This is a genomic window from Catenulispora sp. EB89, from assembly GCF_041261445.1.
Taxonomy (GTDB): Bacteria; Actinomycetota; Actinomycetes; order Streptomycetales; family Catenulisporaceae; genus Catenulispora.
The window spans coordinates 60,835-87,302 of the sequence record NZ_JBGCCU010000021.1 but is presented as its reverse complement, the minus strand read 5'-3'; the positions used below and the strand labels follow the sequence as shown (position 1 = coordinate 87,302).

General features: G+C 71.3%; 26 protein-coding genes. 10 read left to right on the top strand and 16 right to left on the bottom strand.

Going from position 1 to position 26,468, the window contains the following annotated elements; all coding sequences use genetic code 11:
- The first annotated feature begins 119 nt into the window (after positions 1-119).
- Positions 120-1,307 (top strand): ROK family transcriptional regulator, encoded by a 1,188-nt coding sequence (locus tag ABH920_RS35110; protein ID WP_370353562.1) that lies wholly within the window; start codon positions 120-122, stop codon positions 1,305-1,307.
- A gap of 95 nt (positions 1,308-1,402) precedes the next feature.
- On the opposite strand, the gene ABH920_RS35105 is transcribed toward ABH920_RS35110, so the two are convergent.
- Positions 1,403-2,596 carry a lipid-transfer protein gene (locus ABH920_RS35105; RefSeq protein WP_370353561.1) on the bottom strand — a complete coding sequence of 398 codons (1,194 nt, stop codon included), beginning with the start codon at positions 2,594-2,596 and terminating at the stop codon, positions 1,403-1,405.
- 42 nt (positions 2,597-2,638) lie between these two features.
- Positions 2,639-4,846, bottom strand: coding sequence for an acyl-CoA dehydrogenase (locus ABH920_RS35100; RefSeq protein ID WP_370353560.1), 2,208 nt, complete (start codon positions 4,844-4,846; stop codon positions 2,639-2,641).
- A 50-nt stretch (positions 4,847-4,896) separates the two neighbouring features.
- Here ABH920_RS35100 and ABH920_RS35095 point away from each other — a divergent pair, with 50 nt between their 5' ends.
- The gene (locus ABH920_RS35095; RefSeq protein WP_370353559.1) at positions 4,897-5,514 is read left to right on the top strand and encodes a class I SAM-dependent methyltransferase; all 618 of its coding nucleotides are present in this window, start codon (positions 4,897-4,899) and stop codon (positions 5,512-5,514) included.
- Here ABH920_RS35095 and ABH920_RS35090 read toward each other — a convergent pair.
- On the bottom strand, positions 5,492-6,817 hold the full coding sequence (locus ABH920_RS35090; RefSeq protein WP_370353558.1) for an RNA polymerase sigma factor: 1,326 nt from the start codon (positions 6,815-6,817) through the stop codon (positions 5,492-5,494). The two genes, ABH920_RS35095 and ABH920_RS35090, sit on opposite strands and share 23 nt — an antisense overlap.
- 35 nt (positions 6,818-6,852) lie before the next feature.
- Positions 6,853-7,272, bottom strand: coding sequence for a YciI family protein (locus ABH920_RS35085; RefSeq protein WP_370353557.1), 420 nt, complete (start codon positions 7,270-7,272; stop codon positions 6,853-6,855).
- Between the two features lie 171 nt (positions 7,273-7,443).
- Here ABH920_RS35085 and ABH920_RS35080 point away from each other — a divergent pair, with 171 nt between their 5' ends.
- Positions 7,444-8,163 (top strand): DUF899 family protein, encoded by a 720-nt coding sequence (locus ABH920_RS35080; RefSeq protein ID WP_370353556.1) that lies wholly within the window; start codon positions 7,444-7,446, stop codon positions 8,161-8,163.
- Positions 8,164-8,232: 69 nt separating this feature from the next.
- Here ABH920_RS35080 and ABH920_RS35075 read toward each other — a convergent pair whose 3' ends face one another.
- Both ABH920_RS35075 and ABH920_RS35070 read right to left on the bottom strand, forming a co-directional pair.
- Positions 8,233-8,898, bottom strand: a complete 666-nt coding sequence (locus ABH920_RS35075) for a Type 1 glutamine amidotransferase-like domain-containing protein (protein ID WP_370353555.1) — start codon at positions 8,896-8,898, stop codon at positions 8,233-8,235.
- 11 nt (positions 8,899-8,909) lie between these two features.
- Positions 8,910-9,389 carry a cupin domain-containing protein gene (locus ABH920_RS35070; RefSeq protein ID WP_370353554.1) on the bottom strand — a complete coding sequence of 160 codons (480 nt, stop codon included), beginning with the start codon at positions 9,387-9,389 and terminating at the stop codon, positions 8,910-8,912.
- Positions 9,390-9,541: 152 nt separating this feature from the next.
- Here ABH920_RS35070 and ABH920_RS35065 point away from each other — a divergent pair, with 152 nt between their 5' ends.
- A complete protein-coding gene (locus ABH920_RS35065; protein ID WP_370353553.1) occupies positions 9,542-11,170 on the top strand; it encodes a protein kinase in 1,629 nt (542 codons plus the stop codon).
- Between the two features lie 107 nt (positions 11,171-11,277).
- Here ABH920_RS35065 and ABH920_RS35060 read toward each other — a convergent pair whose 3' ends face one another.
- From ABH920_RS35060 to ABH920_RS35050, 3 genes are read right to left on the bottom strand one after another with little or no spacing between them, the layout of a single operon-like run.
- Complete coding sequence (locus ABH920_RS35060; RefSeq protein ID WP_370353552.1) at positions 11,278-12,420, bottom strand: prenyltransferase; 1,143 nt, start codon at positions 12,418-12,420, stop codon at positions 11,278-11,280.
- The gene (locus ABH920_RS35055; protein WP_370353551.1) at positions 12,417-13,145 is read right to left on the bottom strand and encodes a class I SAM-dependent methyltransferase; all 729 of its coding nucleotides are present in this window, start codon (positions 13,143-13,145) and stop codon (positions 12,417-12,419) included. Before ABH920_RS35055 ends, ABH920_RS35060 begins: the two co-directional genes overlap by 4 nt.
- A gap of 1 nt (position 13,146) precedes the next feature.
- Positions 13,147-14,466 carry a glycosyltransferase family 4 protein gene (locus tag ABH920_RS35050; protein WP_370353550.1) on the bottom strand — a complete coding sequence of 440 codons (1,320 nt, stop codon included), beginning with the start codon at positions 14,464-14,466 and terminating at the stop codon, positions 13,147-13,149.
- 257 nt (positions 14,467-14,723) lie between these two features.
- Between ABH920_RS35050 and ABH920_RS35045 the strand changes: the two genes are divergently transcribed.
- From ABH920_RS35045 to ABH920_RS35035, 3 genes are all read left to right on the top strand, one after another.
- Positions 14,724-15,407 carry a TetR family transcriptional regulator gene (locus tag ABH920_RS35045; RefSeq protein ID WP_370353549.1) on the top strand — a complete coding sequence of 228 codons (684 nt, stop codon included), beginning with the start codon at positions 14,724-14,726 and terminating at the stop codon, positions 15,405-15,407.
- Between the two features lie 254 nt (positions 15,408-15,661).
- Complete coding sequence (locus ABH920_RS35040) at positions 15,662-16,786, top strand: DUF6745 domain-containing protein (protein WP_370353548.1); 1,125 nt, start codon at positions 15,662-15,664, stop codon at positions 16,784-16,786.
- A gap of 53 nt (positions 16,787-16,839) precedes the next feature.
- Complete coding sequence (locus ABH920_RS35035; RefSeq protein WP_370353547.1) at positions 16,840-17,310, top strand: hypothetical protein; 471 nt, start codon at positions 16,840-16,842, stop codon at positions 17,308-17,310.
- Here ABH920_RS35035 and ABH920_RS35030 read toward each other — a convergent pair whose 3' ends face one another.
- The 4 genes from ABH920_RS35030 to ABH920_RS35015 all read right to left on the bottom strand — a co-directional run bounded on the left by ABH920_RS35030 (position 17,311) and on the right by ABH920_RS35015 (position 21,192).
- Entirely contained in the window at positions 17,311-18,345 is a 1,035-nt protein-coding gene (locus ABH920_RS35030) for a small ribosomal subunit Rsm22 family protein (RefSeq protein WP_370353546.1), read from the bottom strand.
- A 74-nt stretch (positions 18,346-18,419) separates the two neighbouring features.
- A complete protein-coding gene (locus tag ABH920_RS35025) occupies positions 18,420-19,391 on the bottom strand; it encodes a GNAT family N-acetyltransferase (RefSeq protein WP_370353545.1) in 972 nt (323 codons plus the stop codon).
- 94 nt (positions 19,392-19,485) lie between these two features.
- Positions 19,486-19,701, bottom strand: coding sequence for a ferredoxin (locus ABH920_RS35020; protein WP_370353661.1), 216 nt, complete (start codon positions 19,699-19,701; stop codon positions 19,486-19,488).
- A 24-nt stretch (positions 19,702-19,725) separates the two neighbouring features.
- Positions 19,726-21,192, bottom strand: a complete 1,467-nt coding sequence (locus ABH920_RS35015) for an aldehyde dehydrogenase (RefSeq protein WP_370353544.1) — start codon at positions 21,190-21,192, stop codon at positions 19,726-19,728.
- 198 nt (positions 21,193-21,390) lie between these two features.
- Between ABH920_RS35015 and ABH920_RS35010 the strand changes: the two genes are divergently transcribed.
- The 3 genes from ABH920_RS35010 to ABH920_RS35000 all read left to right on the top strand — a co-directional run bounded on the left by ABH920_RS35010 (position 21,391) and on the right by ABH920_RS35000 (position 23,610).
- A complete protein-coding gene (locus ABH920_RS35010) occupies positions 21,391-22,443 on the top strand; it encodes an MBL fold metallo-hydrolase (protein ID WP_370353543.1) in 1,053 nt (350 codons plus the stop codon).
- 86 nt (positions 22,444-22,529) lie between these two features.
- Positions 22,530-23,057: an NUDIX domain-containing protein gene (locus ABH920_RS35005; protein WP_370353542.1), complete on the top strand. Its 528-nt coding sequence runs from the start codon at positions 22,530-22,532 to the stop codon at positions 23,055-23,057.
- A 343-nt stretch (positions 23,058-23,400) separates the two neighbouring features.
- A complete protein-coding gene (locus ABH920_RS35000) occupies positions 23,401-23,610 on the top strand; it encodes a cold-shock protein (RefSeq protein WP_012786341.1) in 210 nt (69 codons plus the stop codon).
- Positions 23,611-23,906: 296 nt separating this feature from the next.
- On the opposite strand, the gene ABH920_RS34995 is transcribed toward ABH920_RS35000, so the two are convergent.
- Genes ABH920_RS34995 through ABH920_RS34985 form a run of 3 tightly spaced genes read right to left on the bottom strand, consistent with a single transcriptional unit; the run spans position 23,907 to position 26,453 of the window.
- Positions 23,907-24,740, bottom strand: coding sequence for a citrate/2-methylcitrate synthase (locus ABH920_RS34995; protein ID WP_370353541.1), 834 nt, complete (start codon positions 24,738-24,740; stop codon positions 23,907-23,909).
- Positions 24,733-25,566, bottom strand: coding sequence for a CoA-transferase subunit beta (locus ABH920_RS34990; RefSeq protein ID WP_370353540.1), 834 nt, complete (start codon positions 25,564-25,566; stop codon positions 24,733-24,735). Before ABH920_RS34990 ends, ABH920_RS34995 begins: the two co-directional genes overlap by 8 nt.
- Positions 25,563-26,453, bottom strand: coding sequence for a CoA transferase subunit A (locus tag ABH920_RS34985; protein ID WP_370353539.1), 891 nt, complete (start codon positions 26,451-26,453; stop codon positions 25,563-25,565). Before ABH920_RS34985 ends, ABH920_RS34990 begins: the two co-directional genes overlap by 4 nt.
- Between the last annotated feature and the right edge of the window lie 15 nt (positions 26,454-26,468).

Here is a 26,468-nt window from a genome sequence, read left to right as displayed (position 1 = left end):
TCAAGCATGTTGCGATTCCGTGATGGACGAACAAATTCCACCGAACTAACGGGGGCTTCAACCCCTGAATTTGTTTGATCCTTGACTAATGACGCCCGATCGCAGCATCCTTCAGAACCATGAGGACGCCCCCGACGGAGTCCCGCGCCGAGCGCAGCCGGCTGGCCGTGGTCCGGCTGCTGCGCGAGCGCGGCACGATGAGCCGCGCCGACATAGCCCGCGCGGTCGGCCTGTCCCGCTCGACGGTCTCCGGCATCATCGCCGCCCTGGTCGCCGACGACCTGGTGGTCGAACTGGACGCCAAGCTCACCCCGGCGGGCGGCGGCGCCGGCCGCCCGGGCGCCGCCGTGATGCTCAACCCGGCCAGCGGCGAGGCGATCGGCGTCGACTTCGGCTACCGCCACGTCCACGTGATCATCGCCAACGTGGCGCACGCGGTCCGCATCGCCAAGTCGGTCCGCCTGCCCGTCGGCTACGACCCGGGCCAGGGCTTCGACGTCGCCGCCGACCTGGTCCGCACCGCGATCGACGAGGCGGGCACGGACCCCAGCCGCATCCTGGGCGTGGGGGTGAGCGTGCCAGGGCCCTTCGACACCGCCCGCGGCGTCCCCAGCTCGGGCATGCCCTCGCGCTGGGCCGGCATCCCGGTCGCGGCCGAACTCGGCGCCCGCCTGAACCTCCCGGTCCTGGCCGACGGCGACACCAAACTCGGCGCCCTGGCCGAACGCCGCTGGGGCGCGGCCCGCGGCTGCGACGAGTTCGTGTACATGAAGCTGCACGGCGGCGTCGGCGGCGCGTTCGTCTCCAACGGACAGCTGACCCGCGGCGTCAACGGCGGCGCGGGCGAGATCGGCCACCTGGTCGTGGACGCCACCGGGCCGCTGTGCCGCTGCGGCAACCGCGGCTGCCTGGAGACCTTCGTGGGGCTGCCGGTCGTCATGCGCGCACTGGAACCGGCCTACGGCGACCGCCTGACCCTGCGCAACGTGATCACCATGGCCTGGCAGGGCGACCGCGGCTGCATCAGGGCCCTGTCGGACGCCGGCACGATGGCCGGCCGCGCGGTCGGCATGCTCGGCAACATCCTGAACCCGCAGAGCGTCATCATCGGCGGCGCCCTGTCCGCGGCAGGCGAGCTGCTGATGGGGCCACTGCGCGAGGCCGCGGCGACGGCGTCGCTGCCGCTGGCCGGCGACGCGATGACGATCCAGGTCGGTTCGCTGGGCCCGCAGGCGTGCGCGCTCGGGGCGGTGGCGATGGTGCTGGGTGAGACGGACGAGAAACTGTTGGCGGCTATGGGGTCCTAGGCTTCTCGCCGCAAAGCGTCAGGACACACCCTCGGCCGCCGCTCTGGTGCGGCATCGGCCCGGCGGCTCGCGGGAAACGCCGCCGGGTCTGTCTCTCACGCCTTCCGGAAGAGCGTCACGACCGCCGCGCCGCCGAGCCCGATGTTGTGCGCCAGCCCGACCCGCGCACCTTCGACCTGCCGCTCCCCGGCCAGCCCGCGCAAGTGCCAGGAGATCTCAGCACACTGTGCCAGTCCGGTCGCCCCGAGCGGATGGCCCTTGGAGATCAGCCCGCCGGAGGGGTTCACGACCCAGCGGCCGCCGTAGGTCGTGGCGCCGTCGGCCACGAGCTTGCCGCCCTCGCCTTCCCCGCACAGCCCGAGCGCTTCGTAGGTAATCAGCTCATTGATGGAGAAGCAGTCGTGCAGCTCGATCACGTCGAGGTCGTCCGGCCCCAGCCCCGAGGCGTCGTAGACCTTGCGCGCCGCGTCCCGGCTCATCGGCCGCCCGACCACGTCGATGCAGGTCCGCGTGTCGAAGGCCTCGGTCGTGTCCGTCGTCATCGCCTGCGCGACGATCTCCACCGCCTGTTCCCCCAGCTCGTGCTCCTCCACGAACCGCTCGCTCACCACCACCGCGGCGCCCGCGCCGTCGGAGGTCGGCGAGCACTGGAGCTTGGTCAGCGGCCGGTGGATCTCCCGGGCGTCCAGGATCTCCTGGACCGAGTACTCGTCCTGGAACTGCGCGTTCGGGTTGTGCACCGAGTGCCGGTGGTTCTTCGCGGCGACCATCGCCAGCTGCTCGGCGGTGGTGCCGTACCGCTCCATGTGCTCGCGCGCGGCGTTGCCGAAGATCTGCGCGGTCGGCGGCGTGGCCTCGAACTCGTGCAGCTCGGCCATCAGCGTGTAGTGCCGGGCCAGCGGCGAGGCGGCGAAGTCGTCGTTGTTCATGCCGCCGCCGAGCGCCCCCTTCTTCATCTGCTCGAAGCCCAGCGCCAGCACGCACTCGTTGAGCCCGCCGCCGACCCACTGCGCGGCCATCAGCAGCGCGGTCGAGCCGGTCGCGCAGTTGTTGTTGACGTTGTACACCGGAACGCCGGTCAGCCCGAGCTCGTACGCCGCGCGCTGGCCGCACGTCGAGGGGCCGAAGACGTAGCCGGCGGCCACCTGCTCCACCTGGTCGTACCCGACGCCCGCGTCGGCCAGCGCCGCGGAGCCGGCCTCCCGCGCCATGTCGAAGTAGCGCCACTGCCGGGTCTCGGGCTTCTCGAACTTCGTCATGCCGACGCCGACGACGTAGACCTTGTTCACCGTTACGCCCCTTTTATCAGAGTTCAGAGTCAGAGTTCGGTTTCAGTCACGGGGAAGACCGAGGATCCGCTCCCCGATCACGTTCAGCTGGACCTCGGTGGTGCCGCCGGCGATGGTCAGGCAGCGGCTGGACAGGAAGGCCTGCGTCCAACCGGCCGCGGCCCCCGCCTGCTCGGTGGCACCGGCGGCGCCCAACAGCTCCAGGCCGAGCTCGGCGACGTCCTGCGCCAGCTTCATCGAGATCAGCTTCCTGATGCTCGCCTCAGGACCCTGCTCCATCCCGGACAACTGGCGCAGGGTCGTCCGCAGCCCGAGCAGCGCGGCGGACTGCCCCTGGCAGATCAGCTCGCCGAGCTTCTGCGCGACCACCGCGTCGAGTTCGTCGCCCGCCGCCACCGAGCTCAGCAGCCCCTCCAGCGAACCGCCGAGGACCGGCCCGGAAGCGAGCGAGACCCGCTCGTTCCCCAGCGTGTTCCGCGCCAGCGGCCACCCGCCGTCCACCTCGCCGACCACCAGCTCGTCGGGCACGAAGACGCCGTCGAGGAACACCTCGTTGAACATCGAGGCGCCGGTGATCTCCTTCAGCGGCCGCACGTCCACCCCCGACGACTTCATGTCGACCAGGAAGTACGTGATGCCCTCGTGCTTCGGCTTGTCAGGGCTCGTACGCGCGATGCAGATGGCCCACTGCGCGAAGTTCGCGACCGACGTCCACACCTTCTGCCCGTCCAGCCGCCAGCCGCCCTCGACGCGCGTCGCGCGGGTGGTCAGCGCGGCGAGGTCGGACCCGGCGCCGGGCTCGCTGAACAGCTGGCACCAGATGATCTCGCCGCGCAGCGTCGGCAGCACGAAGCGCTCGCGCTGCGCGTCGGTGCCGTATTTGACCAGCGTCGGGACCACCCAGTTGCCGATGACGAGGTCGGGCAGCCGCACCTTCGCCGCCGCCATCTCCTGCGCGATGACGATCTGCTGGACCGGTCCGGCCGACAGGCCGTAGGGCTTGGTGAGGTAGGGAGCGGCGTAGCCGGTCACGGCGAGCGCCTTGCGCTGCTCGGCCGGGGTCAGGTCCCTGACTCCCGCGAAGGCCTCGCGCGCCGCCTCCCGGTAGGCATCGGCCTCGGCGGGGAGCTCGACCTTGAGCTCGCGGCGGCGGCCGGCGGCGGTGAGTTCGGCGACGCGGGCACGCCAGCGGCTGGTGGGGCCGTGGACCTGACGGAGAGTAAGGGCCCTGCGGAGGTAGACGTGGGCGTCGTGCTCCCAGGTGAAGCCGATCCCGCCGAGGACCTGGATGCAGTCCTTGGCGCATTCGACGGCGGCGTCCAGGGCGAGTGCGGCGGCGATGGCGATCGGGACCTTGACGTCCTCGGCGCCCTCGGCGGCACCGGCGACGAAGGCGGCGTCCCAGACCGCGCTGCGCGCCTGCTCCATGCGCGCGACCATGGCGGCACAGCCATGCTTGACCCCCTGGAACTGGCCGATCGGCTTGCCGAACTGGACTCGGACCTTCGCGTACTCGGCGGCCGTACGCGTGCACCAGTCCGCGATGCCGACCGCCTCGGCAGACGCCAGAAGCGCCGCGATGCGGTCGAGCGCCGCGGTGCCGCCGACGATCACCCTTTCGCGCGCGACCACCACACCGTCGACCGAGACCTTGGCCACCCGCCGCGTCCGATCCAGCGAAACCAGCGTGCTGATATCCAGAACCCCCGCCGGGACGAGCGCCTGGATCTCGGAACCGTCGGACCGCCGCGCCGTCAGCACCAGCCAGTCGGCGAGCGCCGCGCCGATAACCGGTTCTACCGACCCGCTGAGCCGATAGCCGCCCTCGACGGGTTCGGCGACCATCGCCCCGGCGCCGATCGCCGCGGCCGCGATCACGCTGCCCTCCGCGATCCCCCGCACCACGTCGGCGCAGCCCTTCCCGCCGCTCTCGGCCAGGAACACCCCGGCGATCGCGGTCGGCAGGAAGGGTCCCGGCGTCGCCGCGCGTCCCATCTCCTCCACCACGACGGCCAGCGTCAGCAGTCCCGCACCGGCGCCGCCGGCCGCCTCCGGCAGGTGGTCGCCGAGCAGGCCCTGTTTCGCCAGATCACCCCAGCCCTCCGGGCGTTCCTCCTGGTCGGCGTCGAGCGCGGCGCGCACGGCGGCCGGTGGCACGGCGCGTGCCAACCACCCCCTGACCGCCTCGGCAAGCTCGCGGTGCTCACTGGTGATCCCTATGGAGCCGATTCCGGCGGTCACTGATGCCACGTGCCGGATAGTAGAACACGTTCCAGTTATCCGGAAGATAGAGTGACGCCATGGATCATCAGCTGCGCGCCGCCGCCGAAGCCGCCCCCGGCTTCATGCCCGCCGACGAGGGCCTGGCCCTGTACGAGGCGGCCGAGCGCGCCGCGAAGATCGGCGACCTGCTGGAGATCGGCACGTACTGCGGCAAGTCGACCATCTACCTGGCCGCGGCCGCCGCCACCGCAGACCGTGTCGTGGTCACCGTCGACCACCACCGCGGCTCCGAGGAGCAGCAGCCCGGGTGGGAGTACCACGACCCGACGCTGGTCGACCCGGAAGTCGGTCTGATGGACACGCTGCCCACGATGCGCCGCACCCTGCACGCGGCCGGCGTCGAGGACCGCGTCGTGGCCGTCGTCGGCCGCTCCCCGGTGGTGGCCCGGTTGTGGAACACGCCGGTCGGCCTGTGCTTCATCGACGGCGGCCACACCGACGAACACGCGCAGGGCGACTACGAGGGCTGGGCCCACCACGTCGCGCCCGGCGGGCTGCTGGTGATCCACGACGTGTTCCCGGACCCGGAGGACGGCGGCCAGGCGCCGTACCGGATCTACCTGCGGGCGCTGGAGTCGGGGGACTTCGTCGAGGATTCGGTGACGGGTTCGCTCAGGGTGCTGCGTCGGGTCTAGCGGCCGGATCGGGTCCGGCATCCAGGTCGGCGAGCTTCCCGCGCAGCACCGCCTGTTCCCGCTCGTTCCCGCACAGCTTGATCGCCTGCTCCAGCTCTCCGCGCGCCTCGTCGAACCGGCCGAGCCGGATGAACAGCTCCCCGCGCACGCTCGGCAGCAGATGCGAGTTCCCCAACGCCCCGGCCGCCGCCAGCTCGTCCACGATCGTCAGCGCCGCGGCGGGACCGTGGGCCATCGAGACCGCGACCGCGCGGTTCAGATCGACCACCGGCGAAGGCGCCAGCAGGCGGAGCGCGTCGTAGATCACGACGATCCGTTCCCAGTCCGTGGCCTCGACCGAGGTGGCGACCGCGTGGCACTCGGCGATCATCGCCTGCAGCCCGTAGGCCCCCAGGCCCCGGATGCTCTGCTGCGCCCGCGCCAGGGCCGCGCGGCCGCGCCGGATCGCGGCGTGGTCCCAGCGCCGGCGGTCCTGGTCGGCGAGCAGGACCGGTTCGCCGTCCGGGCCGACGCGGGCCGGGAAGCGCGCGGCGGTCAGCTCCATCAGCGCCAGCAGGCCGTGGGCCTCCGGTTCGTCGGGCACGAGGCGGGCCAGCATGCGCGTGAAGCGCAGCCCCTCGGCGGCCAGGTCCTGGCGGATCAGCGCGTCGCCCGCGCTGGCCGACGAGCCCTCGGTGAAGATCAGGTAGACCACGGTCAGCACCGAGCCCAGCCGCTCGGCGCGCTGCTCCGGCGGCGGCACCTCGAAGGGGACGCCGGCCGCGGCCAGCGTCTTCTTCGCCCGCGTGATGCGCGCCTGCACGGTGGCCGTCGGCACCAGGAACGCCTTGGCGATCTCGTCGCTGCTCAGGCCGCCGACCACGCGCAGCGTCAGCGCGACCCGGGCCTCGCGGGAGAGCACCGGGTGGCAGGAGACGAACATCAGGGCCAGCAGGTCGTCGTCGATCTGGTCCGGGTCCCACAGCACGGTTTCGCCGTCGCGCTGCGGGTCGGCCGGCGCGCCGCCGGCGGCCGCACCGCCCTCGCCGAGCTCCTGGGCGAGGACGGCGTACTTGCGGTCCTGGACCGCGTGCCGCCGGAAGTGGTCGATCGCGCGCCGCCGGCCGACGGTGAGCAACCAGCCGGCCGGCTGCCGCGGGACACCCTCGCGCGGCCAGGTGACCAGGGCCTCGGCCAGCGCCTCCTGCGCCACGTCCTCGGCCAGCGCGAAGTCGCCCGTGTAGCGGGCCAGCGCGCCGACGATGCGGGCGGACTCGATGTGCCACACCGCCGCCACGGCGGCCCGGCCGGTCAGGTCAGTCATGGTTCACAGGCTCACGTGCGCACAGGCTGACGTGCTCACAGCTGCCCGGTGGCCTCGCGCCACGCACGCTCCTTCTTGACCCACTCGTTGTCCTGCGGCATCTCGTCGATCGAGGTCACCCGCCGGATCTCGGTCCGGAACCCGGGACCGGTGATCGGCGAGCGCTTGGCCCACTCCACGGCCTCCTCCAGCGAGGCGACGTTGAGGATGTAGAAGCCGTTGAACAGCTCCTTCGTCTCCCCGTACGGACCGTCGGTGACGACCGGCGGCTCGGTGGAGTAGTCGACGACGACGCCCTCCTCGGGCCCGGCCAGCCCCTCGGCAGCGAGCAGCACACCGGCCCGGATCAGCTCGTCGTTCATCCGGCCGACCTTGTCCATCATCTCGGCGAAGTCGGTGGTCGCCATGGACTCCAGGGCCTTGTCGTCGGCACGGAAGATCAGCATGTACTTCATGGTCGCTCTCCTTCGGTTCGTGCGGGCCCGGTTCGGTCCCGCACCCTTAGGTCGAACGGCGCTGGGCCCGGATCGACACGAGGTCCACACTTTAAGCTCACCCCGATGAGTTCGCACCGCGCGGATCGTCTGAATCGAGGCACCGATCCCCAAACCGATCCGGAGGCACGCATGACCGACCACACTCCCCCGCTGCCGCAGGTCACCGACCGCCAGAGCTGGCAGGCCCAGATCGACGAGCTGGCGATCCGCGAGAAGGCGCACACCCGGGAGGGTGACAAGCTCGCGGCGGCCCGCCGCCGGCTCCCGATGGTCGAGGTGGACCCGACCACCCCGGTCGTCGGCGAGAAGGGCGCCGTCCCGCTCCTCGACGTGTTCGAGGGCCGGCGCATGCTGACCGTCTACTACGCGATGTGGCACGACGGCCGCTCCCCCAAGGACCAGTGCGAGGGCTGCACCTTCTTCACCGCCGAGGTCCGAGAGCTGTCCTACCTGCACTCCCGCGACGTGACCTACGCGATCTTCTCCCAGGGCCCCTACGAGCAGAGCCGCGCCTACCACGACTTCCTGGACTGGGACGTCCCCTGGTACTCGGCCCGCGACTCGGCCGAGCAACTGCTGGCCGACCGCTGGTTCGGCATGCGCGTGAGCTACCTGCGCCAGGACGACCGCGTGTTCGAGACCTACTGGACCACCGGCCGCGGCGTGGAGCGCGCGGCGCCGAGCTACGCGATCCTGGACGAGACCGTCTACGGCCGCCAGGAGACGTGGGAGGACTCGCCGGAGGGCTGGCCGAAGGAGTTCGGCGTCACCGGCGACCAGTTCCGCGTCGAGGGCCGGCCGACGGCGCAGTGGGTGCAGCTCACCGCTGGAAAGCGGGAACCGTTCTGACGATGACGCGGCGGATCATGCCGGCGCGCTTCCTGAGGCCGGCATGATCCGCGTGATCCGTCCTCGTGGTCAGCGGTCGAAGAGCTTCCAGTGCCCCTCGGAGACGACCTCGACGACGCCGTCCACCACCTTGATGGCCGTCTCGTCATCGACGGCGTACCCCGGAACCGGCACGCGTGCGGCCCACTTCTCGGCGTCGGCCATGGTGTTCTCCGGGCACATCACGTTGTCCAGGTGCGGGAAGATCGAGAACCCGACCATGCCGAACGCGCTGTCGCCGCCCGCGGCCGGCTTCCAGCCGACGAACTCCTGTCCGACGTGCGGGGCCATCACCATGCTGCCGACGGTCAGTCCCACGTAGACCGTCTCACTCAGCGACGGGAACAGATCCGCCAGACCGGAGGCGCGCATCCAGTGGTGCAGGTACAGGACGTCGCCGCCGCACACCAGCAGGGCATCGGTCTCCCGGACCAGCGGAACCCAGTTCTCCGCGTCGATGCTGGGCAGCGCGGTCAACTCCAGCATCCCCACGGACTTCCACCCGAGCTCGACCAACGGGGTACTGGTCTGCCCGGCAATCTGCCGCCACGTCATGACGGCGGTCCCGGGCATGCCGTACATCGCGGTGGGGATGCACAGGGCCGTGGACTCGGCGATGGGCTTGCCCAGCATGTCGACCAGAGCAGCGCGGATGCTCTGGTTGCTGACACCGCCGGAGGTGAGGAGAAGCTTCATGGGACCGTCTGTCAGTCCTTGACGTTGTACTGGTCGTGCTCCAGGAAGAACGCCTGCCCCGCCGTGTTCTGCAACCCCTCCACCAGCCCGCGGAAGTAGTTCTCGCGCGGCGCGCCGGGGGCGAACATCAACAGCATCGAGGCGGGCTCGCCGGACTCGTTGCGGAACGCGTGCAGGCCGCCGGGCGGCACGAACAGGTAGTCGCCGGGCGTGGCCTCCACCCACTTCTCGCCGTTGAACAGGCGCACGGCGCCCTTCAGGATGAAGAAGGCCTCGCTCATCGTCTTGTGGAAGTGCGTGCCGGGGCCGCTGGGCGCCGCGGCGAAGTCCCAGCGGTAGAGCCCGTACAGGCCGTCGGTGCCGTCGGAGGTCGACAGTAGGCTGCAGGTGCCGCCGGAGGCGAAGGCGATCTCCGGCTCGGCATCGGCCGGTCGGAACGTGGCGCTGACCTCGCCGGTGTCGGCGAAGTAGCGCGGGTCCGGGTAGGACATTTACGCATCCCTTCCTGAGTACTTCGGCGGATGTGATCAACACGCCGCTTCCGTAGTCTGTCCGATGTCGGAAACACAGTAGACCCGGGGGGATCTTGTGGGGGACGTCGTTCGTGTGAGCGATACAGATGTTCTTGTGATGGGTACGGATCATGGCTGAGAACTCACAGCCCGGCCGCCTGGTCGGCGGCCGGTATCGGCTGGTCGACCGGCTCGGCTCGGGAGGCATGGGCCGCGTGTGGCGCGCCCACGACCAGACGTTGGGCATCGACGTGGCCATCAAAGAGGTCTCGCTGCCCTTCATGCTCTCCGAGAAGCAGCTCGCCGAGCGCCTGAGCCGGGCCGAGCGCGAGGCCCGCAACACCGTCCGGCTGCGCGACCAGCCGGGCATCGTGACCGTGCACGACGTCGTCATCGACGACGACGCGCCGTGGATCGTGATGCAGCTGGTGACCGGCAGCTCGCTGGACGAGCACCTGACCGAGCACGGGCCGCTGAGCGTGGAGAACGCGGCGAAGGTGGCCGACACCATGCTGCGCGCGCTGGCCGCCGCGCACGCCGCGGGCATCGTGCACCGCGACGTGAAGCCGGCGAACGTGCTGCTGGCCAAGGACGGCCGGGTCCTGCTCACCGACTTCGGCATCGCCCAGGCCGAGGGCGACAGCTCCCTGACGATGACCGGCGCGGTCATCGGCTCCGCGGAGTACCTGGCCCCCGAGCGGGCCCGCGCCGAGGATGCGGGTCCGGCCTCGGACCTGTTCTCCCTCGGCGTGACGCTGTACCAGGCGGTCGAGGGCGTCTCGCCGTTCCGCCGCGACTCGCCGACCGCCACGATGACCGCCGTGCTGTTCGAGCAGCCGGCGCCGCCGAAGAACGCCGGGCGGCTGACCGCCCTGCTCGGCGCGTTGCTGGCCAAGGACCCGAATCAGCGCCCGACGGTCCAGGCCGCGCTGGCGATGCTGAACGACCGCACCACCGGTGGCACGAGCGCCGCCGGCTTCGGTTCCGGCTTCGCCGCCGCCGGCGCCACCACGCCGACGGCGCTGGCGACGCCGACCCCGCCGGTGCCGATGCCGGGGATCCCGTCGGCGAACCCGATGAACCCGTCCGGCCCGACGAGCGCGTCGAACCCCACGCCCTACCCGGCACTGGGACCGCAGCCGACGCCGTATCTGGCCAGCCAGGCGCTGAACCCGCCGCCGCCGCGCAAGGGCAGCGGGGCGAAGATCGCCGCCGTGGTCGCGGCGGTCGCCGTGGTCGCGGTGCTGGCGACGCTCGGCGCCACGCAGCTGATGCACCACAGTTCACCGACGGCCGGACCGACGAACACCACGAGCTCGACGAACTCCACGACGTCCACGACCTCCAGCACCGGCAACCCGACCGGCTCGCCGTCCACGTCGGCGCCGACGACCGACTCCGCCGCCCCGTCGGACCCGACGCAGGACACGACGACGTCCAGCGGCCCGCCGAGCCCCGGCGGCGTCAAGGCCGGCTGCGCGGAGGCCAACAGCGACCTGAACGCCTTCAACGCCTCCAACCCGGCCGGCACCGGCGACAAGACCTACCAGATCAAGGCCGACCACGACCTGGCCGACAAGCTGGACGCGGACGCCGCGCTGGCCACCGACCCGGCGGTGAAGACCGCGATCCAGAACGAGGCGTCGAGCTGGAACACGTTCGCGGACGACTACGCCAACAACGACACCAGCGGGATGAGCCAGACGATCCCGCAGACGACCAAGGACATCGCCGCGGTGAACACGGCCTGCAACAGCTGAGCCGGCGGTATTAGGGCTTATCAGGGAGTGCCGGGAGCACAGGGAGTATCAGGGCACGTCGCAGCTCGCTCGTTCGAGCTGCGACCGGCTACTCAACCGCGCCGCCCTCAGGCCGCCACGCACTCCGCGACGGAGCACGCGACCGGCAGCCCCTCGGGCAGCCCGTCCCCGCCGAACACCGCGACCGTCGCCTTGTCCTCGGCGAGCACCGCGAGCGCCAACAGCAGCGCACCGGCGGTCCAGGCGGTCTTCTCCTGTGGCCAGATCGCCGGCGGATTCCCATCCTTGTCCGGCTCGAAGACGCGGCCGGTCCAGTACATCCCGTCGGCCTCGTCGCGCAGGTGCTGGATGTCACGCAGCAACGTCCGCGCACGCTCCACATCGCCGATCGCCCACAGCGCCAGCGCCAACTCGCAGGTCTCGCCGCCGGTGACCCAATCGTTCGGCGTCACGCACCGCACCCCGTACCCCGGCACCACGAAGGTTTCCCAGCCCTCTGCGATCCGCCGCTCCGCCGCCGCGCCGCGCAGCGCCGTCCCGAGCACCGGGTAGTACCAGTCCATCGAATACGTGCCCTTGTCCGCGAACCGCTCCGGATGGCCGGCCAGCGCGTGGCCCAGCCGCCCGCAGGCCAGCTCCCAGTCCGGCCGTCCGTGCCCGACCTGCTCGGCGACCGCCAGCGCGCAGCGCAGCGCCTGGTACATCGACGAGCAGCCGGTCAGCAGCGCCTCGTCGGCCTCGCGCTCCTGCTCGTCCTCGCACCACACGATCTCGCCGCCCGGGGTCTGCAACCGCAGCACGAAGTCCGTCGCCCGGCGCACCGGCGGCCACATCTCGGCCAGGAACTCCTCGTCGCCGGTGACCAGGAAGTGGTGCCAGACGCCGACCGCGATGTAGGCGGTGAAGTTGGTCTCGCGCAGCCGGTTGGTCGCTTCGGTGACGCCCTCGGGGGCGTCGGCGTAGGCCGCGTACCAGGAACCGTCAGCGTTCTGCGACGCCGCCAGCCAGCGGTAGGCGGCCAGCGCCCGCTCCGGCAGCCCGGCGACGTCCAGCGCCATCGCCGCCTCGATGTGGTCCCAGGGGTCCAGGTGGCCGCCGTGGAACCAGGGGATCGCGCCGTCGGGCCGCTGGAGCGCGGCGATGCCCTCGGCGGTGGCGCGGACCTGGCCGGCGCTCAGCACGCCTTCGCCGGCCAGCAGTTCGACCGCGGCGGTGAGCCCTTCGGCCGCCGGTGCGGACCCCACCGTCATGCGGCGGGGGAGGTGGCGGCGGGCTTGGTGGCGTAGACGACCAGGCTCTTGCCCAGCACCGGGTTCAGCAGCGTCTCGCTGACGCGGGTGATCGCCGGGGCCTTGATGATGTCCCACTCCAGCAGCTTCTTGTACGCCTTCACCGGCGCGTTCTCGGTGTCCACGCCGACCGCGCACTTGAGCCACCAGTACGGCGCGTGCAGGGCGTGCGCGTGGTGCAGCTCGCTGGGCACCACGCCGGCCTCGCGCAGCTTCTCGACCATCTCGCGCCGCTTGTAGATCCGGATGTGGCCGCCCTCGACCTCGTGGTAGGCGTCGGACAGCGCCCAGCAGACCTTCTCCGGGAACCAGCGCGGCACCGTCACCGCCAGCCGGCCGCCGGGCTTGAGGACCCGGACCAGCTCGGACATCGCCAGCCGGTCGTCGGGCAGGTGCTCCAGCACCTCGGCGGCGACGATCGCGTCGAAGGTGGCGTCGGCGAACGGCAGGCCGTAGGCGGTGCCGCGGACCGCGATCGCGCCGGCCCCGGCCGGCACCTCGCCGGCCAGCTGCATCGCGCCGAACCACTTGGTCACCTCGGCGACCTCGTCCTGGCTGTAGTCCAGGGCGACCACGTCAGCCCCCTGACGCAGCAGCGCGAAGGCGTGCCGGCCGAAGCCGCAGCCCATGTCCAGCACCTTCTCGCCCTTGGCGATCGGGAACTTCTCGAAGTCCACGGTGAGCACGTCAGACCCCTGCCTTTCTTCCACGGAGCCTGTCGGCGGCCATGCGGTCCCAGTCGACCGGATCCCGGCCGGCCTCGATGAGCGCCCGGTAGCGCTCGGCGGTGGCGATCGCGGCGGCCCGCCACGTGAACTTCTCCAGAACACGTTCCCGTGCCGCGGCGCCCAACCGGGCCCGCAGTTCCGCGTCCCCCAGTACCCGGGTCAACGCGGCGGCAAGCGCCGACGGATCACCCGGCGGCACCGCCAGCGTGGTCTCGCCGTCCCGGCCGGCCACCTCGGGGATCGCCCCGCCGGTGGTGGACACCAGCGCGGTGCCGCAGGACATGGCCTCGACCGCGGGCAGCGAGAAGCCCTCGTACAGCGAGGGCACACAGGCCACCTCGGCCGAGCGGATCAGGTCGACGAGTTCGGCGTCTGATATGCCGTGCACGAAGCGCACCGCGCCGCCCAGGCCCAGGCGCTCGATCGCCTTGGCGACGACGCCGTCCTCCCGGGCCTTGCCGACCACGACCAGATGCGCGTGCTCGACCTCGACCCGCACCTTGGCCAGCGCTTCGACCAGCGGCAGCAGGCCCTTGAGCGGCACATCGGCGCTGGCGGTGGTGACGATACGCCCCGAGACCTTGGCCACCGAGGGATCCGGGGAGAAGGTGTCGGTGTCGGCGCCGATCGGGATCGTGCTGATCCGCCGCTGCGGGACGCCGAGGTACTGCCCGATCTCCGCGGCGGAGGACGACGAGACGGTGATGATCTCCGGCAGCCGCCGCGCGACGCGGGTCTGCATCTTGGTGAAGGCGTACCAGCGGCGCACCGAGGCGCGCTTGCCCCTGGTCGGCGCCGCGGCCAGCTCCAACTCGCGGTCCACCTGGATCGGGTGGTGGATGGTCGCCAGCGTCGGGAAGCCCAGGCGCGGCATGCCGAGCAGGCCGTAGCCGAGGCACTGGTTGTCGTGGACCACGTCGAACTCGCCCTTGCGCCCGGACAGGTGGCGCAGCGCGCGCAGCGAGAAGGTCAAGGGCTCGGGGAAACCGGCGGTCCACATGGTCCCGACCTCCAGCATGTCCACCCAGTCGCGGTACTCGTCACGCTTGGGGGTGCGGAAGGGGTCGGGCTGGCGGTACAGGTCGAGGCTGGATATCTCGGTCAGCTTCACGCCGGGTTCGGGGTCCAGCACCGGATACGGCTGGCCGGCCAGCACTTCGACGGTGTGGCCCAGGCGGGCGAGCTCTCGGGAAAGGTGCCGGACGTAGACGCCCTGACCTCCGCAGAAGGGGTTCCCTTTGTACGCGAGCAAGGCTATGCGCAGTGGCGTGTTTGCCATGCTCTATCACCTCGCTCCGTAAGTCCGTGTCCCGCCTTCACGGCTTAGACGGCGTCACGAGCGGGTCAACGGAGCATAATCCGTGGCGCTAATCTAGAACAAGTTCCTACTTCGCCCGCGCCGCAGGTGGCAGAGTTGGGACGTGACACAGTTCACAGACGGTTCACATCCGGCTACCACGGCGAACACCGTCCGTGAACCGCTGTGGCCAGGATCGGAACCGCGTTCGCAGAGTCTATCGAGGTTGAGGAAAGCCCATGTCGGTTGACGCGTCGGCCCCCGCCGGCCCCCCCGCTTCGGCGCCGTCGCCGGTCCCGGCCCTGACGGAGCGTCAGGAAGCCCGCCGCCAGCGCATCCTGCGCGCCACCCAGCAGCTGGCGGCCCGCGGCGGCTTCGACGCGGTGCAGATGCGCGAGGTCGCCGAGCTGTCGGAGGTGGCCCTGGGCACCCTCTACCGCTACTTCCCGTCCAAGATCCACCTGCTCGTGGCCACCATGCAGGACCAGCTGGAGCAGCTGCACGACCAGCTGCGCCGCAAGCCCCCGGTGAGCGCCGACCCCGGCGAGCGCGTGGCCGAGACCCTGATGCGCACCTTCAAGGCGTTGCAGCGCGAGCCGCACCTGGCCGAGGCGATGATGCGCGCGCTGACGTTCGCCGACCGCTCGGTGTCCGCCGAGGTGGACTCGGTGAACCGGCTGATCACCGACGTCATCGCCGACGCCATCCACTCCGGCCGGCCGCTGACCCGCGCCGAGTTCGCGGCGGTGCGCGTGGTGACGCACACCTGGCACTCGACGCTGATCACCTGGCTGTCCGGGCGGGCTTCGATCTCGCAGGTGAAGGCGGACATCGACACGGCGTGCACGCTGGTTTCGCAGGCTACTGCGACGAGTGAGGCCGCCGGGGCCGCCGGCGCGGCTTCGGCCGCCGCCGCGGAGTGACGGCGCGGGGCGAAAAACCCTTGCGCTGAAAAGCGATCGTCACCCTTCGCGATCCCCTGTCACCATCGGGTCGCGAAGGGGGTGACGACATCGGGATCCAGAGTTCCGAGCTCGGGGACTGGCTGCGCGGCCTGCCGGCGGTCCGGCAGGAGTGGCTGGACGTCCAGGCGTGCACGAAGCCGGCCGACCGGTACGAGGCGGAGTTCGGGATCGCCCTGGCGTACGAGACCGCCGGGCTGGAGCCGCCGCGCACCGTGGTGTGGGCGCCGGATCCGGCGCTGGGCGCGGTGATCGCCACGGTGGTCTCCGGCTTCACGCCGCGGGCTTCGTCCCCGGTGTGGACCGAGGCGCGGCAACGCGCGCGGCGGGCGACCGGACACACTCACAAGAACCGCCACTGGCAGCTGGCCGAGGCCGGGACGCGATTCCCGGAGCGCGAGCGCGTGGACGCCGCCATCCGCTCGGCGGCGCTGGGGCTGGCGTTCACCACCCGGAACGCCAGGACGCCCGAGGCCGACGGCCTGACGCCGGCCGAGCGGCGGATCGAGGGGGCCCGCGCCAAGGCGTCGATGGAGGTGTGGGGGCAGCACGCGTTCTGGAGCCACGGGGCTCTGGGACAGCGCCGGCTCGGCGTGCGGATGGCTTTGGACGCGCTCGGCGCGTCGGCGGCGCAGGAGTACGAAGACGCGCGCCGCCGCCATACGCCGTCCTACGGCAAGGTGCGGGCGACCCTGGCCTGGGCCCGGAACCAGCGCGAGGGGCTGCAGGAGCTGGCGTTGCTCGACGCGCTGGCCCGGATGCACGCGCAAGGTTCGGTGGCCGGTGTCGAAGGGCTGGTGCGCGTGGCCCGCTCGGCCGGGTGGTGGTGGCCGTTCCGGGACGTGGCAGTGGTCTGCGACCGTCCGGCGCTGCGCGAGGTCGACCGGGAGGGGCGCCCGCACGCCGAGGACGGCCCGGCGCTGGCGTATCCGGGCGGGTTCAGCGCGTACTTCTGGCACGGACGGATCGTGCCGCGGTGGGCGGTGCTGGAGCCGACGGTCGCGCGCATCGCGGCGGAGCAGAACGTCGAGGTGCGGCGTTGCGCGATCGAGGCGCTGGGCTGGTCGCGGTTCACCGCGGAGGCCGGGCTGAAGCTGGTCGACGAGTGCGCCGATCCCGGCAACGGCGGGCAGCAGCTGGCTCTGTACTCGGTGCCCGGAAAGCTGTGGGGGACGGCGGCGAACGTGCTGGTGTGCACGAACGGCACGGAGGATCTGGGCGGCGGGCGGCACACGTTCGGGCTGCTGGTGCCGGCGACGGTGCGGGCCGCGCTGGGGGCCGCGGCCTGGGGTTACGGGCTGACGGCGGAGGAGTATGCGGGGCTTGAGCGGCGTGCGTGAGCCGCGTGCTTGAGGCTTCGGGCGATACGGAAACGATGGGGAGATCACGGAGAATGAAGACTCTCGGCGAGGCGATCGAGGTCCACGGCATCGACGTGGACGAGCATCTCGATCGGCAGATGACGATCCCGGTGCTGACCGGGCTGCAGGCGCAGGGCGACGTGATGGTCGTGCCGCGTCCGGCGCTGGGACCGGCGACGGCGGCGATCCCGCGCGCCGGGCTGCCGGTGGTGCGCGGCGAGTTCGGCGGGCACACGCACACGCTGCTCGCGGAGGGCGCCGCGGCGTTCGATGCGGCGAGCGAGGACGGCGAGGGCCTGGACCTCGGGACGCTGACGGTTTCGGAAGGCTCGGTCGCGTACCTGGCGCATCCGGAGCACGCGTACTCGGGCATCGGGCCCGGGACGTACGTGCTGCGGCGGCAGCGGGAGCTGGACACGTCGCGGCCGGACGCCGAGGCGGTGACGGAGCGTGCGGTGGCGGCGGCTCGGGAGCGCGAGCGGGTGCGGTACGTGCGGGACTGATCAGTCCGCCGACGTTTGCGGGCCTTCCGACGCGGCCGGCCCCTCGTAGTTCTGCGCGCCGCCCCACTCATCGCCCCAGTCCGCATCACGCGCCGCGCGGTACGTGTCGCCCTGGCGCTTGGAGACGAGCGTCTGGGCGACCGAGCCGTCCGGCTGGCAGAGCTGCATCATGACCAGGCCCTTGCGGATCTGCGGGTGGCGGAGGATGCGGGCCCGGGATGCCGCCGGGTCCGGGACCGGCAGGCGGGTCGCCACGACGTAGGCGTACTTCTCGTCCTCGTGCCCGAGGTCCGCGCCCTTGAGGCGGCGGTGGAGCGGGCTGCGGTGGATGCGTGAGGCGAAGTGGCACCAGTCCCGGGTGCCGAGCAGGGGGCAGGTGTCGGAGTGCGGACACGGCGCGGCGACCCGCAATCCCATGCCGACCAGCACATCGCGCGCGGCCATGATGCGCTGGTAGCCGTCGGGCGTCCCGGGCTCGACCACCGCGATGGTCTCGGCCCCGGCGGCCGAGGCGCGAACCAGCGCCTGCTGCGCGTCCGGCGCCAGCTCGCTGAGGACGTACGAGACGGTCACGAGATCCGCCGCCGGCACCTCGGCCGGGAACCGCACCTGCCGCCACTCCGCGTGCCGCAAAGCACCCGCGAAGGCATCGCGCGCCAACCGCCGGCCCAATTCCAGCGCGTCCGGCACCTGATCGAGCACGGTGACGTCGCGGAGCGACCCGCCGAACACCCCGGCAGCAGCCCAAGCCGCCGCCCCGGACCCACCCCCGACATCCACCAGACTCACCGGCGCCAACCCCTGCACCCGAGCCCCCGCCGCCGCAAGCGCACCCCGCACCGCACCCCACGTCGCCGGCATCCGGTACGCGGCATACGCCGCGGCATCGACGCGCCCGGCGAGGATCGGACGGTCAGCGCGGCCCGGCGCCCGATAGCGGGCGATCAGCCGGTCGACCGACGCCTCCAACTCACGCAAAGGGATGTCGGCGGTGGCGGCGTCGAGCGCGGCGGCAAGGTCGGTGGGGAGGTCCATGGCGGCACCATCCTGCCATCCGGCGGAGGGTGCCTCGCGGAGGGCGGGCCGGTGGCGCGCGGGAGGCTTGGCGTCTACCCCAGCTCCAGCCGCCACTCCTGCTCGACCAGGTGGTGCCCCCACATCTCGACCGCCGCCTGGTGCGTGATCTCGAAGCCGAGGGTGTGGTAGATCTTGTGAGCTGCCGTCAGGCCGTCGACGGTGTACAGCATCATGCGCCGGTAGCCGGCCTTGCGGGCGAACTCCACGCACTCCTCGACCAGCCGCCGGCCGACGCCGAGGCCGCGGGCCGTCGGCTCCACCAGCAGGATCCTGAGTTGCGCGGTGTCCACGCCGTCCTCTGTCGGGCGGCGCACGCATGCCACGCAGCCGACGCGGCGGCCGAGCGCCTCGGCGATCCAGAAGGCTTCGCGCTCCGGGTCGTGGGAGCTTGCGTAGTCCGCGACGATGCGGGCCACGTCCGCTTCGAAGGTCTCGTCGAAGGCGCGCTCGGTCGCGTAGAGGGTCCCGTGGCGTTCCACCACCCAGCCGTAGTCGCCGGCGCGCGGGGGTCGCAGAGTCACGGCGTTCTTTGATGACGTGCCCGCGCCCGCACCGCCGACCCCCGCCTCGAAGTCCAGCAGCCCGCCGATCTGCCCCATCGCCTCGACCAGCCGCCCGCGGTCCCCCGCCCCGAGTCGCGACAGCCAGGCCGCGACCTGCTCGCTCGACCGCTCGTCGAGCCCTGAGAAGACCGCGCGTCCGCGCTCCGTCAGGGCGACGGTCCCGCGCCGTGCGTCGCTCGGCGCGCGCCCCTTCACCGCCAGGCCCTCGCCGTCGAAGCGGGCCAGGATGCGGCTCAGGTAGCCGGCGTCGAGGCCCAGGTCCTCCCGTATCCGGGCGACGCTCGCGCCGTCGGGGCCGGCGTGCGCGATCTCGAACAGGACTCTGACTTCGGTCAGGGTGTAAGGGCTCTTCAACAGCCCCTCGTCCAGGACGCCGATGACCTTCGTGTAGCTCCGGTTGAACGAACGGACGGCCGCCACCGCGGGCGCGAGATCCACCATGCGGCCATGCTAGGCAGCATTACTTGACTGAGTCAATGACTCAGTCAAGTAATGCGGAGCGCGAAGAAATCCCGCGCGCAGTGAGGAAGGCCCCCTAGTCAGCCGGCGGAAAAACTGCCGCCCCACTCCCCTCCTCCACGATCGTGATCGCCTCCACCGGGCAGTTCTCCGCCGCGTCCAACACCGCGTCCGAAACCCCCATCGCCTCGTGCCGAGGACACGACTGCCGCGCCGCGTCCAACTCGAACCCCTCCGGCGCGCGCAAGACGCACCCCCCGGACCCGATGCACAAGCCCGTATCGACAGTCACACGCCACTTGGTCTCCGACACCGCTCAAAACCCTTCAGGGGTGTACCCGCTCGGCAGGTGCATGGTCTTCGTCTCCAGATATGCCCGCAACCCCTCGGGCCCGAACTCCCGCCCGAGCCCCGACTGCTTGAAGCCGCCGAACGGAGAGTTGAACTCCATCCCGAACGTGTTGATCCCGTAGTTCCCGGTCCGCACCCGCCGCGCCACGTCCAACCCGTGCTCGACGTCCGACGACCACACCGACCCCGACAGCCCGTAGTCGGAGTCGTTGGCGATGCGGACCGCATCCTCCTCGTCCGTATAAGGAATCATCGCCACGACCGGCCCGAAGATCTCCTCCTGCGCGATCACCATCCGGTTGTCCACGTCGGCGAACAACGTCGGCTCGACGAACCACCCCTTCGGCAGATCTGCCGGACGCCCACCGCCGACCACCACCCGCGCGCCCTCGCCGACACCCTTGGCGATGTACGACTCCACCCGATCCCGCTGCCGCTCCGCGACCAGCGGCCCGACCTGCGTCTCCGGATCGAGCGGATCCCCGACCTTCAGTCCCCTGACAGCCTCTGCCATCGCCTCGACCGTCTCGGCGTACCGGTCCCGCTGCACCAGCACCCGCGTCTGTGCGACGCACGCCTGCCCGTTGTTCATATACGCGTTCGGCAGCAGCCCGGGAATCGCAGTACCCAGATCCGCGTCCGGCAGGATGATCGCCGCCGACTTCCCGCCGAGTTCCAGCGTCACGCGCGTCAGGTTCTGACCGGCGGCGGCCAGAACCGCTTTACCGCCGGCCGTCGAGCCGGTGAAGGCGATCTTGTCCAGTCCCGGATGCGCCGCCAGATAGGCACTGTTCTCGCGCCCCGCCGGCACGATGTTCAGCACTCCCTGCGGCAGCCCCGCCTCGATCGCCATATCAGCCAACAGATACGCGTCCAAAGCCGTCTCCGGCGACGGCTTCACCACCACCGCGCACCCCGCGACCAGCGCCGGCGCGATCTTGCTCACCGTGATGAACTGCGGCACGTTCCACGCCACGATCCCCGCCGCCACCCCCACCGGCTCGCTCCGCACCACCGTCGGCCCGAGCATCCCCTGCCGCAGCTCCTCCCACGGATAGTCGGCCGCCATCCCCAGGAAGTAGTCCCAGATCACGATCGGCGCCCAGACCTGCCCCAGGATCGACCACGAATACGGCGACCCGGTCTCGGCGCTGATCAGCCGCGCGAGCTCGTCCGCCCGGGCCTCGTACCGGTTCCGGAGCCCGCGCAGGATCTCCACGCGCTCGGCCACGCTCATCCGCGGCCACGGCCCGGCGTCGAAGGCCTGCCGTGCGGCCGTCACGGCGCGGTCCATGTCCGCCGGCGCCGCCTCGGGCGTGCGGCCGAACACCTCCTCGGTGACCGGCGAGATCATCTCCAGCGTGGCGGTCGTGGCCGGATCGACGTAGGTGCCGCCGATGAACAGCTTCCGGTGCTCGGTCACGGTGCCCATGCGTTCACCTCTCCGTGATACTGACGGCCCGTCAGAAGGCGGTCCGTTAGAACAGATATCAGTTCCACCGGACGACCTCAATGAGCGTCTGACTGCGCGGGGCGCCAGCAAACCTTTCGCCTCGCTAACTAAGCATGAGAACGTGTTCTCACCACCGCCGACCGCGCCGCTCGGCGCCGTGATCGAAGGAGCACCACCATGACGGACGCCCCGCCCGCCGAGGACAGTCCCGCCAAGGACAGTGCCGAGCAGCCCGACGCGAACGCCCCGGTCGCGGAGGCACCCGGCGTCTGGTCGATCCGCGTGCCCTTCCCGGACAACCCCCTCGGCTACACCCTCGTGTACGCCCTGGAGACGAAGGACGGCGGCCCCGTGCTCGTCGACGCGGGCTGGGACGACCCGGTCTCGCTGGCGGCCCTGGAGCGCGGCCTGGAGGCCGTCGGCACGTCGGTGTCCGACGTCCGCGGCGTCCTGGTCACCCACCACCACCCCGACCACCACGGCCTGGCCGGGCGCATCAGGGAACTGAGCGGCTGCTGGGTGGCGCTGCACGGGGAGGACGCGAAGGTCGTCGACATGGTCCGCACCGCCGAGCGCGAGCCCTGGACCAAGCGCTACAAGAGGCTGCTGGAGCTGTGCGGCGCACCGGCCGAGGCGGTCGCCGGCGCCGCGGCCGCGATCCCGTCCGGCGCGAAGCCCGCGGTGCCGGACATCCTGATCGGGGACGGCGCGCTGATGGACGTCCCGGGCCGCGCGGTGCGCGCCGTCTGGACGCCGGGCCACTCCCCCGGCCACACCTGCTTCCACCTGGAGGACACCGGCGCGCTGCTGACCGGCGACCACGTCCTGCCCGGCATCACGCCGGCGGTCACGGTCTACGACGACCACGTGGTCGGCACCTCCGACCCGCTGGGCGACTTCCTCGCCTCGCTGGAGAAGGTCGCACGGCTGAAGACCACGCGGGCCCTGCCAGCGCACCGCGCGCCCTTCGACGACGTCCCCGGCCGGGCCGCGGAGATCGCCGAGCACCACGCCCGGCGCCTGGAGCAGATCGAGGGGCAGCTGGCCGCCGGGCCGAAGACGTTGTGGAGCATCACCGAGCACATGGAGTGGAACAAGGGCTGGGAGCGGCTGGACACCTTCGCGCGGCACCTGGCGCTCGGGGAGGCCGGTTCGCATCTGCGGCACCTGGTGCTGACAGGACGCGTGCGGCTGGCGTCGACGGAGCCGATCGAGTTCTCGCTCGCCTGAAGAAGCGTCTGAGGGGGCGCCTGCGGAGACTCGTTCAGGGGAGCCGACGGTTCACTCCGTGAAGCGTCGGCGTACGCTGATGAACCATGCCGGTTCACAATTCGCACTGCTCCTACTGCGGTACCGCCTACGCCGAGGGCTCCCCGTGGCCGCGCACGTGCGCGAACTGCGGCGAGACCACCTGGGTGAACCCGACGCCGGTCGCGCTGGTGATGATGCCGATCATCGGGAAGGACGGCGGGACCGGCCTGCTGATGGTGCGCCGCGGCATCGAGCCGCAGCTCGGCGAGATCGCCCTGCCCGGCGGTTTCATCGAGCAGGGCGAGAGCTGGCAGGAGGCCGCGGTGCGCGAGCTGTGGGAGGAGACCGGGCTGCGCGCCGAGGTGGACGAGGTGGAGCTCGCCGACGTGCTGAGCGCTCCCCGCTACGTGATCCTGATCTTCGGCCGGGTCAAGCCGCGGCCGATCGAGGATCTGGCCGGTCTGACGCCCGAGCGCGTGCGCGAGCTGTCCGCCGGCGAGACGCAGGAGCTGGTCGTGATCGACCACGCGCAGCCCCTGGCTTTCCCGCTGCACACCGACATGAGCGATCGGTTCTTCGCCGGGCTCGGCTGAACCGGGGCGGCTCCGCACACGCCTGCCACACGCCTGCCGCAAGCCCCCGACACCTCCGGCCACCACGCCCGGAACGGCCCCGAAAGGCGCGCGAGACGCGCACAAGTGGGTGGATCTGTCCGCCACGAGAGTGACGATAGGGTGACGACACGGCGCCCACCTTGCCGTTTCACCTATCGCCGCCGAGCTGGTAGTGCTACCGTGACGCACGGTCGCACTGGGCAGTCGGTTCATGAAGCACATCCGGACTCACTCCAAGCTCGACCGGTATCGGCGCGACAGGCGCTGGTACCCACCACCGGTCCCGCTCACAGCGGGAGTGATTTCCGAGGTAGAACGCAGCATGGCAACTGGCACGGTCAAGTGGTTCAACGGCGAGAAGGGCTACGGCTTCATCGCTCAGGACGGCGGCGGCCCGGACGTCTTCGTCCACTTCTCGGCCATCGAGGGCTCCGGTTACCGGAACCTCGAGGAGAACCAGCCGGTCGAGTTCGAGATCACCCAGGGCCCGAAGGGCCCGCAGGCGGAGAAGGTGCGGGCTCTCGCCCAGTAACCCGACCCAACACTCACAGAACCCCCGCGACAACCTGTCGCGGGGGTTTCTCGGCCTCTGGGGGCCATGTGGGGGACCACGGCGGGTACGAGTTTCCAAGAACGTCGGTCCGGGGCCCTGGAGGGCTGTGCGGGCCGTGAGAGCCGTGGGAGCCGTACGAAAAGCGCAAGAAAACGCGAGCGCGGACGGCATCGAAGCCGCCCGCGCCAAGCAAGCGATAGATCGGCGATCACCGCCGGTCCGGTCGAGCCCCGCAAAAGCTCCGCAGAGCCCCAGCAGACCCGACAACCACTCAGCTACTCAGCGAACGCCGCCGGCAGCTCCCGGTCCCCCGGACCGTCGTACCAGTCCGGCCCCTGCATCTGCAGCGACAGCGGCTGCACCATGTCGGAGTTCTCCGACGCGCGCCAGCCCTTCTCCCGCGTCGACTCCTCGATCGAGTGGGCGCACAGCGAAAGCGTCCGCGCGGTGATGAACATCGCCTTCATCTCCAGCGGGGAGTAACCGGCGTCGAGGCCGATGCAGCCCATCGCGCCGGGGCCGTTGATCCACAGGCGGCGGCCGAAGACGCCCTCGGTGGCGTCCTCCATGGCACGCGCGATGGCGACGTAGGTGCCGCTGATGCCCCACTTGTCGCTCAGCTCCAGCAGCCGCACCGTGCGCGGGTCGCGGATGTGCTGCGCGTGGTGGTAGCCGGGCATGTTCTCGCGGCGGGCGCGCATCTCCTGGACGGTCAGCGCGGCGGCCTCTTCCATCGGGATGCCCTCGTCCTCGGCGCGCTTCTCCACGCCGATGAACATGTTCGCCGGGCGGTCGGCGGTGCCGTGCAGGCGGCCGATCGCCGCGACGCCGGCCGAGACCGCGCCGTTCAGCTCGGCGCCGCCGGAGGTGGCGAAGCGGACGGTGGCCGAGGAGGGCGACATCGCGTGCTCGGCGAGGGAGACCATCATCGCGTTGGTGATCTTCGCCTGCGCCTCGGTCGGCAGCTCGCCCTTGAGCACCAGGAACAGCATCTGGCCGAAGTCCAGGTTGCCGGTCAGCTCATTGACGTCGTAGCCGCGGACCACGATGCGGTCGCGGTTCTTCCACGCGATATTGGACTTCCAGTGGAAGGGGGTCTTCTCAGTCATGGGTGACTCCGTTCTTCAGTCGTTCCGGAAAATAACGGGACTCGGGGTCGAGCACGTCGCGCAGCAGCGCCAGGTGCTCGGCGGAGGGGGCGGCAACCACGTCGAGGTGGTCGGCGACGCGCGGCGTGAAGCCGGTGTTCGCCAGCACGTCCTCGATCGAGACACCGGGCATCAGGGCACTGACCGTGAGCTCGCCCTCGGTGTCGTCGCCCTCCATCACGCACAGGTCGGTGACCACCTTCACCCGCACCGGGTTCAGCCCGGCACGGCGGCGCGCGCCGGGGCCGTCGAGGAAGCCCGGTGAGGTGATGTAGTCGCAGCGCTCCGGGAAGCGGCGCTTCTCGTGGCTGGTGAGCACCACGATGGTCGCGCAGTGCGAGGCGATGTCGTTGGCGCCGCCGCTGCCCGGCAGCCGCACCCGCCCCGACCCGCGCTCGATCCAGGTCGAGTTGATGTTGGCGCGGGCGTCGATCTGCGCGCCGCCCAGGAACCCGGTGGCCACCAGGCCGCGCTGCACGAAGCCGCCGAGCGACTCGATCAGCGAACCGAGCTTGGACGGCGCGTGCATGATCCGCGGGTCCACCACCGACAGCGGCGTGGGCACCACTTTCGGGAACACGACCCCTGATTCGATCAGCAGCCGCGCGCTCGGCGCGTGCGTGCGCTGCGCCACCAGGCCGGCCAGCAGCGGCAGGCCGGTGCCGGCGATCACGCAGTCGCCGTCGGCGATCTGCCGCGCGCCCTCGAACACCAGCAGCTCGCGGGGCAGCGCGCCGGCCGGCTCCAGGCCGCCGGAAGGGGCCGCGGTGGGTTCGGTGACGGTCACAACAAGCTCCGCATCTGTTCGGCCATCGCCGTCCGCGCCGAGGCGCCGGGGTCGGTCGCGGCGAGATAGCCGTCGAAATCGGCGTGCGCCGTGACGTGCTCGGCGAGGAACGCCCGCGGGCCCTCGTCGCCGGCCTTGGCGCTCTTCTGGTAGCCGTCGATCTCGGATTCGTAGTAGTCGTAGCGGCGGTAGACGCTGGTCGGCCAGGCGCCCCAGGGCTGCTCGACGACCGCGCTGATGTAGGCCCCGGAGATGGTGACGCGCTCCGGCTGGTCGTCGAACGCCCCGGCCGGCAGCACCTCCTCCACCGAGACGATGACGTGCCGGGAGGCCCGGACCATGTCCACCTCGTGGCTCGTCACGCCGTCGATGACCACGTTGCCGTCGGCGTCGGCGGCGTTGGCGTGGATCAGCGACACGTCGGGGGTGCAGGCGCGCACCAGCACCACCGGCTCGCCGCTCCAGGGGTCGGCGGTGACCACCGCGTCCTCCTCGGCGACGAGGCGTTCCAGCACCGAGGAGCCGAGCAGCGAACGCACCGGCATGAACGGCAGGCCCATCGCGCCGGCCAGGAACCGGGAGGCCATCGACAGGTGCGAGTAGTCGCGCACCTCGATGCGGTTCGCCTCCACCGCCCGGCGCCAGCTGAACAGCGTGCCGAACTTCTCCAGGTTGCCGCTGCCCTGCTCGGTGCGGACCACCAGGCCGGCGGCGACCAGGTGGTCCAGCGGCAGCGACAGGTTGCAGCCGACGACCGTCAGCTCGCCGACGTCCTGCCGCACCACCTCGTGCACCAGCGCCATCGGGCAGCGGTTGATGTTCTGCCCGCCCAGGCCCAGCACCGCCCCGGGCTCGACGAAGGCCTGCACCGCTTCAGCGGCGGACATGACCCTCGCCTGGCC

Excerpts from the sequence above, each read along its gene's own strand:
- ABH920_RS34985 (WP_370353539.1), bottom strand. The coding sequence starts at position 26,453 with ATGTCCGCCGCTGAAGCGGTGCAGGCCTTCGTCGAGCCCGGGGCGGTG.
- ABH920_RS34995 (WP_370353541.1), bottom strand. The coding sequence starts at position 24,740 with ATGACTGAGAAGACCCCCTTCCACTGGAAGTCCAATATCGCGTGGAAG.
- ABH920_RS35005 (WP_370353542.1), top strand. The coding sequence starts at position 22,530 with ATGCCGGTTCACAATTCGCACTGCTCCTACTGCGGTACCGCCTACGCC.
- ABH920_RS35070 (WP_370353554.1), bottom strand. The coding sequence starts at position 9,389 with ATGTCCTACCCGGACCCGCGCTACTTCGCCGACACCGGCGAGGTCAGC.
- ABH920_RS35045 (WP_370353549.1), top strand. The coding sequence starts at position 14,724 with ATGTCGGTTGACGCGTCGGCCCCCGCCGGCCCCCCCGCTTCGGCGCCG.
- ABH920_RS35075 (WP_370353555.1), bottom strand. The coding sequence starts at position 8,898 with ATGAAGCTTCTCCTCACCTCCGGCGGTGTCAGCAACCAGAGCATCCGC.
- ABH920_RS35030 (WP_370353546.1), bottom strand. The coding sequence starts at position 18,345 with ATGGACCTCCCCACCGACCTTGCCGCCGCGCTCGACGCCGCCACCGCC.
- ABH920_RS35110 (WP_370353562.1), top strand. The coding sequence starts at position 120 with ATGAGGACGCCCCCGACGGAGTCCCGCGCCGAGCGCAGCCGGCTGGCC.
- ABH920_RS35010 (WP_370353543.1), top strand. The coding sequence starts at position 21,391 with ATGACGGACGCCCCGCCCGCCGAGGACAGTCCCGCCAAGGACAGTGCC.
- ABH920_RS35060 (WP_370353552.1), bottom strand. The coding sequence starts at position 12,420 with ATGACGGTGGGGTCCGCACCGGCGGCCGAAGGGCTCACCGCCGCGGTC.
- ABH920_RS35015 (WP_370353544.1), bottom strand. The coding sequence starts at position 21,192 with ATGGGCACCGTGACCGAGCACCGGAAGCTGTTCATCGGCGGCACCTAC.
- ABH920_RS35085 (WP_370353557.1), bottom strand. The coding sequence starts at position 7,272 with ATGAAGTACATGCTGATCTTCCGTGCCGACGACAAGGCCCTGGAGTCC.
- ABH920_RS35035 (WP_370353547.1), top strand. The coding sequence starts at position 16,840 with ATGAAGACTCTCGGCGAGGCGATCGAGGTCCACGGCATCGACGTGGAC.
- ABH920_RS35095 (WP_370353559.1), top strand. The coding sequence starts at position 4,897 with ATGGATCATCAGCTGCGCGCCGCCGCCGAAGCCGCCCCCGGCTTCATG.
- ABH920_RS35050 (WP_370353550.1), bottom strand. The coding sequence starts at position 14,466 with ATGGCAAACACGCCACTGCGCATAGCCTTGCTCGCGTACAAAGGGAAC.
- ABH920_RS35065 (WP_370353553.1), top strand. The coding sequence starts at position 9,542 with ATGGCTGAGAACTCACAGCCCGGCCGCCTGGTCGGCGGCCGGTATCGG.
- ABH920_RS35090 (WP_370353558.1), bottom strand. The coding sequence starts at position 6,817 with ATGACTGACCTGACCGGCCGGGCCGCCGTGGCGGCGGTGTGGCACATC.
- ABH920_RS35080 (WP_370353556.1), top strand. The coding sequence starts at position 7,444 with ATGACCGACCACACTCCCCCGCTGCCGCAGGTCACCGACCGCCAGAGC.
- ABH920_RS35025 (WP_370353545.1), bottom strand. The coding sequence starts at position 19,391 with ATGGTGGATCTCGCGCCCGCGGTGGCGGCCGTCCGTTCGTTCAACCGG.
- ABH920_RS35000 (WP_012786341.1), top strand. The coding sequence starts at position 23,401 with ATGGCAACTGGCACGGTCAAGTGGTTCAACGGCGAGAAGGGCTACGGC.